This is a genomic window from Pseudoalteromonas sp. XMcav2-N (assembly GCF_024124545.1).
In the GTDB taxonomy this organism is placed as follows: domain Bacteria; phylum Pseudomonadota; class Gammaproteobacteria; order Enterobacterales; family Alteromonadaceae; genus Pseudoalteromonas.
The window spans coordinates 22,104-29,442 of the sequence record NZ_JAMXSF010000031.1; the positions used below are offsets into that span (position 1 = coordinate 22,104).

Below are 7,339 nucleotides of genomic sequence, written 5' to 3' on the forward strand. Positions count from 1 at the left end.
CGAAAGGGTGCGTATTCTACCCAGAAAAACGCAGAAGTGAAACGTTTAAATTTTAATCAGAGAAAAAGGATCACTTAATTATATATAAGGATCTTTTTAAAGATCTTTTATTAGATCTTACTATTAGATCAGTCCGGATCTGTGAATAACAACGTATTCCTTACTAGATCCAAAGGGTTAGTTCAGATCATATGATGTGAATTAGATCGGATCATCACGATGAAAAGCTTTGATCAAAGCGCCTGTTTATTCACAGGGCAAGATCCGATGAAAACTATCCAATGGATAAGTATGCGTAGATCCGCAGTTAGATCAAAGGTTATCCACAGTGCGATCTAAAAACGAGCTATTTTGTGAATAACTTCTGTGTAAAAGATCTATCACCTGATCCGTAAGCCGGGCTAGCAGGCCTGATCCAGTTGCTGCTTTAATGCTGGCAACCAGGCAATGGCCGCATCTTCCGGTAGTGCTTCATCTTGTACATCTATCTTTAATACTGGTAAAAGCTGCTGTGCGCCTTTGTTTGTCAGTAGCTGCGCACAGTTACTGGCAGCCAGATTAAAGGTGTCATAGCTAGAATCCCCAATACCCACCACAGCAAACTGAATATGGCTCAGATCTTCATGATCAGACAGTTGCTCTATAAAAGGCAACAGGTTATCTGGGTAGTCGCCGGCACCATAAGTCGATGTGACCACCAGCCACAGAGGATGCTGACAGGCGCTCAGATCCGGTTGTTCATGCAGATGTGTGCTGAATTCGTTGGCATCGAGTTGCTCGGCAAGCTGTTCTGCGACGTATTCTGCGGAGCCCATTTGGCTACCTATGATGATCTCTATGTTGCGCATGAAGCGGTGGATCCTGATTACTGACTCTAGACGTATTCGCGACATCTTAATGACCTCCACACAGAAGTAAAGACTTGATCCGAGTTTGGGATAAAAAAATCTAGTTCAATAAGTGTGCAAAATAGAATGTTTTTTAATAAACATAATAAAAACAATGTTTTAATAAATTATTCCAATGCTAAATCCCGTGTGATTGTTGTGGATAAGCCGCGTATATCCTGATGTTTTTTGGGGTTATATCGCGTTGTTTAATGGGGGGATGATTTGACAAACCCGTTGCATTTTTAAGCTTGTGGATAGCTTCGAGAGGATAAGTCGATCCTGTTGCGATATTGCGTGTCTCTATAGGATCTATAAACTTTGATCCATATAATAAAATAATCTAAAAAATGGCGATCTTTTTTCGGATCACAACCTGGATCAGGCTGGTTTTGCCCATCTTCGGCACCAAAAAGCCCGCTTTACGGGTGGTGTATACTGCAACCGAATGCTTTTTTATGGGCTTGTCGGAGTAAATTGCTACCATAGTAGGCGTGTTTATGGTCGTTATTCTTGACTACAATGGTGAAATTGAATCGGCCAGACAGTGTATGTCAGCTTTCAGGTTGGTGGGTATGGCTCCTGATCAGCAAAAACCAAACAGAACCGAGTGTATGAATCAGGAGAAGTGAATAGTCGGGAGCGCGCAGGTCAGAGCGACGCTGCGCTGATAGAGGGTTATTTACCGATACAGAAGGAGCTGAAGATCTTACCGAGCAGATCGTCGGAGGTAAATTCGCCGGTGATCTCATTGAGATGCTGCTGGGTCAGGCGCAGTTCTTCAGCCAGGATCTCGCCGGCAATGTGCATTTCTAACTGAGTCTGACCAATCTCCAGGTGCTCTGCGGCACGCTCCAACGCGTCGAGGTGACGGCGACGCGCCATAAAGCCGCCTTCGGTTGCACCGGTAAAGCCAATACAGGCTTTAAGGTGTTCACGCAGCAGATCTATGCCATTACTGTCTTTGGCGCTAAGACGGATCAGGGCATGGCCATGGTCGTGACTGGTACCTGTGGTTTCACCACTGAGATCGACCTTGTTGCGGATCACTGTGATGTCCATGCCTTGTGGCAGCTGTTCGATGAATTCTGGCCAGATCCGGGCTGGATCGGTTTCATCGGTTTCGGTGCCGTCGACCATAAATAGCACGTGATCGGCTGCGCGGATCTCATCCCAGGCGCGTTCAATGCCAATTTGCTCGACCTTATCCGGACTGTCGCGCAGACCTGCGGTATCTATAATGTGCAGCGGCATGCCATCAATATGGATATGCTCTCTGAGGACATCCCGGGTGGTGCCGGCAATATCAGTCACAATGGCGGCTTCCCGGCCTGCCAGCGCATTGAGTAATGAAGACTTACCTGCATTCGGGCGACCCGCGATCACCACTTTCATGCCTTCACGCATGATGCTGCCTTGTTTAGCTTGTTGGCGAACCACGCCTAGCTGCTCTATGATGGCGCTCAGATCGCCGGCCACTTTGCCATCGGAAAGAAAGTCGATTTCTTCATCCGGAAAGTCGATTGCGGCCTCAACATACATGCGCAGATGGATCACTTGTTCCACCAGCGCATTGATGTGCTTTGAAAAGTCTCCCTGCAGAGAGTGCAGAGCGCTTTTGGCTGCCTGTTCACTCGTGGCATTGATCAAATCGGCAATGGCTTCGGCCTGGGTTAGATCCAGCTTGTCATTCATAAAGGCACGCTCGGAGAATTCACCAGGCTTTGCCAGCCGTACACCGTCAATCTGACTGATCTCTTTAAGCAGCATATCCAATACCACCGGGCCGCCATGGCCTTGCAGTTCCAGCACATCTTCGCCGGTAAAGGAATTCGGGCCTTTAAAGAACAAGGCGATCCCCTGATCGAGTTGTTCTCCCTGAAGTGTCTGGAATGGCAGATATTCTGCATAGCGGGTTTTCGGGCATCTGCCGAGAATTGTGTGGGCAACTTGTTCGGCCAGAGTACCCGAAATTCGGATTATGCCGACGCCGCCCCGACCAGGAGCGGTTGCCTGTGCTGCAATGGTGTCTTGTGCGATCATGATGACCTTTGAAAGCAAACTCTAATTAGCGCTAAGTGTACAGCAAACGCACGCTGTGAGGTATAGTAGAGGCGGTTCAGAGATAAGGATATAGCTTGTGGTGGTATTTGCTCAGTATCGCTTTGACAGCGACAGCTTGGTATTAAAAAAGGATCAGCAAGTGGTGGTGCTGCGTCCTAAAGTTGCTCAGTTATTGCAGTATTTATTGGCCCGACCACAGCAAGTGATATCCCGCGAGGCATTGCTGGAGGCCCTGTGGCAACAAGGTGAGTTTCGCGATGCGGCGCTGACGCAAAGTATGGCGGAGCTGCGCCAGGCGCTGGATGATGATGCGCAGCAGCCCAGCTTTATCCGCACCGTACCGCAGCGGGGCTATCAATGGATCTGCCCGCTGACACAGCCAAAGCACAACAAGCACAGGGTGTTATTGATTGCGCTGATAAGTGCCACCTTGTTAATCGGCGGCGGTATTATTGCCCAGTTCACTCATACAGATCCTGCGCCTGTGACGGCGCAGCTTGCGTATCCTGCCTTGACGATTTTACCTTTGGACAACCAAACCGGGGTTGCCGCCAATGCCTGGTGGGGCTATGCACTGCACGCGGCATTAACAACACGATTGCAATCCGAATACCGTTTGATCCCGGCTGCTCAGTCGACACAAGAGGATAACAGCAGGCAGGTTGAACTCACCTTGTCACGCCAGCAACAGCGTTACGTACTGACCGTTAATACTGCCCGGCAGCAGCAGAAGATAGTGGTTGAGCAATTAGATATGGGGTTTGATGACGTCGCTGAGCAGATCATTGCGGCACTGGCTTTATTGCCCGATGGGCAAAATGCGCGTAAGCCGGAGCAGGTCGCGTCGCAGGACTATTATCGCGGGCTACAGGCGCTGGATGAGCAGGGCAACAGACTGGCTAAATCGTATTTTGAGGCAACCCTTATTCAATATCCGCAGCATCTGGCTACACAACTTGAACTGGCGCGCATTGCCTGGCAACAAGGTGAGCCGGTGAAGGCGCGGGCCTTATTTGCAGCTATGGACCTGAATGCTGCAGAGCCTGCCATACGGGTGCGTCATTATCTGTATCAGGCGGAGTTTAATAAAGCTCTGGGCGACTATGCGCAGGCGCAGACTGCCTTGCAGTTAGGATTGACACTTGCGCAGCGTCACCAGTTACTGGAGCAGCTGGCTACAGCGTATCAGTTACAGGCCGATCTGTTCTGGCTCACCCAGCAGTGGGATGCCTACGCCAGGACGCTGAATTCAGCACATGCGTTGATCGGCAGTCGTGCTCTGGCATATCGCGATGCGCAACAGGATTTTTATCTGGCAAATCCGCCTGCCGCCGGGCCCGAAACCAAGCGTTTACTGGATCTGGAACGCAGTAAGCAGGTGTTAGCGCAGTCGATAGCTTTTTACCGTCAGTCGCCTCGGCGCAATTTACTGGCACGGGCCCTATTTGCCTATGGGCAGAATTATCTGGTGCCGGTCACTGAGAGTGAGCCGAGCTTGCTCGAAGCGCTGGAGATTGCATCGGAGCTGCGTGACGACTATTTAAAAAAGCAAATACTTACTTACCTTGGGTTTTACTATATTCAGCTACACCAGTGGGAAAAGGCACAAGCTTATCTGGCACAGGTCGAGCCTGATCCCCGGTTTATTCCCCAGTATGAACTACATTGGCTGCTACGCGGTATGGCGATTATGGATGGCGCGCTGAATCAGGATGGCACACCGGAGTTAACCACTGCCATAGAGACCTTTGAGCAGTTACTGGTCTGGGAGAAGGTATCCACACTTACCGCTGCGCATGCCCAGTTGATGTTGGGGTGGAGTCTGATAAGGCAAGGTGAGCTGGCGCGGGCCGATGTGCTGGTGAGCCGTGCACAAGCGGTATATCAGCAGCTCAATCTGGTTGAGACTGCAAGCTATGCCCGTTATACACGCATGTATATCCATTTACGCCGTGGTGAGGCGAAACAGGCACTGACATTATTGTCTGAGCCTGAGCAAGCCAGTCATTTAGAACTATTATACGGTGCAACAGCGGCCTGGCTAGTGCGTGATCAGGCGTTGTTACAGCAGCTCAGTGAGCAGCTGGCCGCACGTCCTAACAGTGCAGCACTGGTCAATCAGTTGAACGAGCTAAGCGCTGTGCCTGAATCGTCATTTGATCTGATCAGTACCATTATCGACAAACCCTACAGCGTGTATTGTCAGAGCAACTGGGCGCTATAAAGGAAAAGGCGGCACCTGATTTGCGCGGTAAATCACTTTGCCTTGCCTGTTTTGCACTACCCAGTAGGGTAAGTCTGTCACCTCAAAGCGCCTGAACAGCTGATTATGGCTGTCAAAAACGATCTCATGATTAACGTTAAAGCGTTGTTGATAGGCGCTGACCTGAGTTTGATCCACATAAAACGGTTTGATCACAGTGACCACCGGGTAGTCGATATTGGCTGACAGGCGGTTATTATGTGCGATCCTGCGCTCGCAATCCGGGATATGCTGAAACGGACACAGGCTGTCGCTGAAGAATAATACCCGAAAGCCCGCACCCGGTCGGATGGGATCAAAGGGGTGACCGGACAAGGTTTGAAGCGTTTTATCCTGAGCAGACAGGTCTGCGTGTGCCACTGTGAGGATCTTGCTTAGCGCCTCCCGTTGGCGCACTTGGTTGCCCTCAACCACCAGCCGATAGGGAGTTTGTCTCACGCCATAGCGGATCGCCAGCTGATTGTGGGTGTCTATTTTCAGGCCGTCATAGACCGGAAACCGGGCGGTAAACTGATCCACACTGGGTGTATCTATGTTGATGTCCGGATGAAGGAAGCGGCGCTCGATATCGGGGTGTGGCTTGGGTAAGGGGGTTTGCTGCGCGTACTCATCCCAGAGGGTAATAAAGATATACTCAACCGGGGCGGCGATTGACTGTTGGCTGAGCAAAAGCACAGACAGGCTCAGTAATAGGGTGATCGGGTTTTGTAACTTCATAGTTTGTCTCCTGTCAGTGTCGCCAGGTGTTGTCTGAGCTCATCGGTGAACAGGGCGCTGCGGTAAATCTCTGTACCACTGGCATCAAGCAAAATATGCTGAGGTGTGCCGGTTATTAGGTACTGGCGGGTAATGCTACCTGTTGCATCAAACACCGTGGGAAACTGATAGCCATAGCGGTTTAAATAGGTTTTTACGCCCTCTACGGTCTGATTAAAGCCCACATTGACGGCGATGACCTGATAACTTTCTTTGCTGTGTTCAAAAGCCTGCTGGAGCAGGGGCATCTCTTCTACACAATAGGCGCACCAGGTGGCCCAGAATTTAAGGTAAGTGACTTTGCCACTGCTTGAGATTGGCTGATCGGCCAATGTCCTGGCCTGCAAAGGGGGGTAAGGTTTTGCCGAGGCCGTGGCCGATATTGCCAGTAGCACGATGCCTGTGAGGTATGTCTTCATAATCGTCTCCATAATGGTCTCCTTGCGTTATAGCCAGCTTTTGCCGGCCTGAATAAGAAAATATTGCGCCATGATGAGCAGTAACAGCGCACTGATAGTGGGCACGTGATTGAGCCAGGCGCCAGCGCGAGGCAAACGTGTCACAAATTGACTGCTCAGTCCGGCCAGCAACAGTAGGGTGCTCATACCCAGCGCAAAGCTGAATAACAGCAGCGCACCAAATATCGGCTGCCCGCTGGTGGCCACAAACAGCAGCAAGCCGCCGAGCACTGGAGAAGTGCAAGGTGCTGCCACCAGTGCACTGGTCATGCCCATCAGCAGCGCCCCCTGCGAGCCGTGAAATGCGGGGCCCGGTAAACGGGGTAGAGTCAGCCAGCCTTTATTAACCAGGGCCAGATACATGAGCAGATTGGCAAAACCAACTTGTACCCAGGGGTTGGAGGCCACCACCCCAAACAGATTGCCACTGTAGGCGGCAACGCCACCCAGCAGGGCATAGACAGCAGCAAAGCCCAGACAATATTGCAGCGGTGCCAGTGCCTGGGTGCGGTATCTGGTCAGTGAAGCCAGGGTAATGGGTAGCAGAGGATATACGCAGGGCGTAAAGCTGGTCAGTACACCGCTGAATAAGGCCATAGGTAATAGCCACCAGCTGAGGTGCGATGTGTTTAATGCGTCTAACAGAGGGGGTTCAAACATACTGTGCTCGCTAAGTCGTTAAGTTGCTGATCAGCGTGCTACATGGACCTCAATCTGCCTATCAAAGTGGCATAAAATCCACCTCAAATTTTATCAAAGCGTTGATTTTAATGATTAAGCTTAGCTGTGAGACTGTGAGACTGTGAGACTGTGAGACTGTGAGACTGTGAGACTGTGAGACTGTGAGACTGTGAGACTGTGAGACTGTGAGACTGTGAGACTGTGAGACTGTGAGACTGTGAGACTGTGAG

At 50.7% G+C, this 7,339-nt stretch carries 7 protein-coding genes; 1 reads left to right on the plus strand and 6 read right to left on the minus strand.

What is annotated here, in order from left to right; translation table 11 throughout:
- Positions 1-401: 401 nt before the first annotated feature.
- From mioC to mnmE, 3 genes are all read right to left on the minus strand, one after another.
- Positions 402-848: an FMN-binding protein MioC gene (gene mioC / locus NH568_RS23520; protein ID WP_253111110.1), complete on the minus strand. Its 447-nt coding sequence runs from the start codon at positions 846-848 to the stop codon at positions 402-404.
- Between the two features lie 382 nt (positions 849-1,230).
- Positions 1,231-1,374 (minus strand): hypothetical protein, encoded by a 144-nt coding sequence (locus NH568_RS23525; protein ID WP_253111112.1) that lies wholly within the window; start codon positions 1,372-1,374, stop codon positions 1,231-1,233.
- A gap of 191 nt (positions 1,375-1,565) precedes the next feature.
- Positions 1,566-2,930 carry a tRNA uridine-5-carboxymethylaminomethyl(34) synthesis GTPase MnmE gene (gene mnmE / locus NH568_RS23530; RefSeq protein ID WP_253111114.1) on the minus strand — a complete coding sequence of 455 codons (1,365 nt, stop codon included), beginning with the start codon at positions 2,928-2,930 and terminating at the stop codon, positions 1,566-1,568.
- Positions 2,931-3,027: 97 nt separating this feature from the next.
- On the opposite strand from mnmE, the gene NH568_RS23535 reads away from it, so the two are divergent.
- Positions 3,028-5,175 carry a winged helix-turn-helix domain-containing protein gene (locus tag NH568_RS23535; RefSeq protein WP_253111116.1) on the plus strand — a complete coding sequence of 716 codons (2,148 nt, stop codon included), beginning with the start codon at positions 3,028-3,030 and terminating at the stop codon, positions 5,173-5,175.
- Here NH568_RS23535 and NH568_RS23540 read toward each other — a convergent pair.
- From NH568_RS23540 to NH568_RS23550, 3 genes are read right to left on the minus strand one after another with little or no spacing between them, the layout of a single operon-like run.
- Entirely contained in the window at positions 5,170-5,931 is a 762-nt protein-coding gene (locus tag NH568_RS23540; RefSeq protein ID WP_253111118.1) for a hypothetical protein, read from the minus strand. The genes NH568_RS23535 and NH568_RS23540 overlap by 6 nt on opposite strands.
- A complete protein-coding gene (locus tag NH568_RS23545) occupies positions 5,928-6,389 on the minus strand; it encodes a TlpA disulfide reductase family protein (RefSeq protein WP_253111120.1) in 462 nt (153 codons plus the stop codon). The genes NH568_RS23540 and NH568_RS23545 overlap by 4 nt, the downstream gene beginning before the upstream one ends.
- A gap of 27 nt (positions 6,390-6,416) precedes the next feature.
- Positions 6,417-7,088, minus strand: a complete 672-nt coding sequence (locus tag NH568_RS23550) for a cytochrome c biogenesis protein CcdA (RefSeq protein WP_253111122.1) — start codon at positions 7,086-7,088, stop codon at positions 6,417-6,419.
- Positions 7,089-7,339 lie beyond the last annotated feature (251 nt).

Bases quoted from the DNA above. Each gene is read 5' to 3' on its own strand.
- mioC (WP_253111110.1), bottom strand. From the start codon at position 848: ATGCGCAACATAGAGATCATCATAGGTAGCCAAATGGGCTCCGCAGAA.
- NH568_RS23525 (WP_253111112.1), bottom strand. From the start codon at position 1,374: ATGGTAGCAATTTACTCCGACAAGCCCATAAAAAAGCATTCGGTTGCA.
- mnmE (WP_253111114.1), bottom strand. From the start codon at position 2,930: ATGATCGCACAAGACACCATTGCAGCACAGGCAACCGCTCCTGGTCGG.
- NH568_RS23540 (WP_253111118.1), bottom strand. From the start codon at position 5,931: ATGAAGTTACAAAACCCGATCACCCTATTACTGAGCCTGTCTGTGCTT.
- NH568_RS23545 (WP_253111120.1), bottom strand. From the start codon at position 6,389: ATGAAGACATACCTCACAGGCATCGTGCTACTGGCAATATCGGCCACG.
- NH568_RS23550 (WP_253111122.1), bottom strand. From the start codon at position 7,088: ATGTTTGAACCCCCTCTGTTAGACGCATTAAACACATCGCACCTCAGC.